The sequence below is a fragment of the Pseudomonas sp. Sample_9 genome, assembly GCF_004307535.1.
Lineage (GTDB): Bacteria > Pseudomonadota > Gammaproteobacteria > Pseudomonadales > Pseudomonadaceae > Aquipseudomonas > Aquipseudomonas mercuritolerans.
Genome location: NZ_RAZO01000408.1, coordinates 1 through 717, shown reverse-complemented (window position 1 = coordinate 717; position 717 = coordinate 1). Strand labels below are relative to the sequence as shown.

Genomic DNA, 717 nt, shown 5'->3' with positions numbered 1-717 from the left:
AAAAAAACGGCCTACCTTTCGGTAAGCCGTTTTTAGTACTTGGTGGCTACACAGGGACTTGAACCCCGGACCCCAGCATTATGAATGCTATGCTCTAACCAACTGAGCTATGTAGCCAAGTGGCGCGCATTATTCCCCTGAAATGGCAAAGCGTCAAGCGTAAATCGAAAATATTTCTTCCTGTTTTCAACCGCTTATCCTCGGGCCCCGAAAATCGGGGCCGGGGAGGGCGTCAGCGCAGTTGGAATCTGGCGGTATTGGCGCTCAGGGCTTCGCTGCCCTGGCTCAAGGTGTCGGCCGCGAGGTTCACCGCACGTGCGCCTTCAAGCAAACGCACCGCCGCTTGATCGACCTGCTGGATATTGCCGCTGACTTCGTCGGCGGTGCTGGCCTGTTCTTCAACCGCCGTGGCGATTTGCGCCAAGGTGTCGGTGACGCTCTGTACGGCGCTGGCGATTTCTCCCAGGCGTTCGCCGAGTCCGGTGACCGCCTCGGCATCCGATTGCGCCTGACCGCAGGCGGCTTCCATCAGGCTCACCGCTTCGTTGACCGTGGCGCGCAGGCTGTCGACGGTGCCGGCGATCTGCGCGGTGGACGATTGCGTGCGTTGCGAGAGGCTGCGCACCTCGTCGGCGACCACGGCAAAGCCGCGACCCTGTTCGCCGGCGCGGGCGGCTTCGATGGCGGCGTTGAGTGCGAGCAGGTTGGTCTGCTCGG

At 61.6% G+C, this 717-nt stretch carries 1 protein-coding gene and 1 tRNA gene; both read right to left on the bottom strand.

The window, feature by feature from the left end:
- Window positions 1–40: 40 nt before the first annotated feature.
- Window positions 41–117, bottom strand: a tRNA-Met gene (locus D6877_RS23345).
- 115 nt (window positions 118–232) lie between these two features.
- On the bottom strand, window positions 233–717 hold a 485-nt coding region (locus D6877_RS23340; protein WP_241662946.1), incomplete at its 5' end, for a methyl-accepting chemotaxis protein.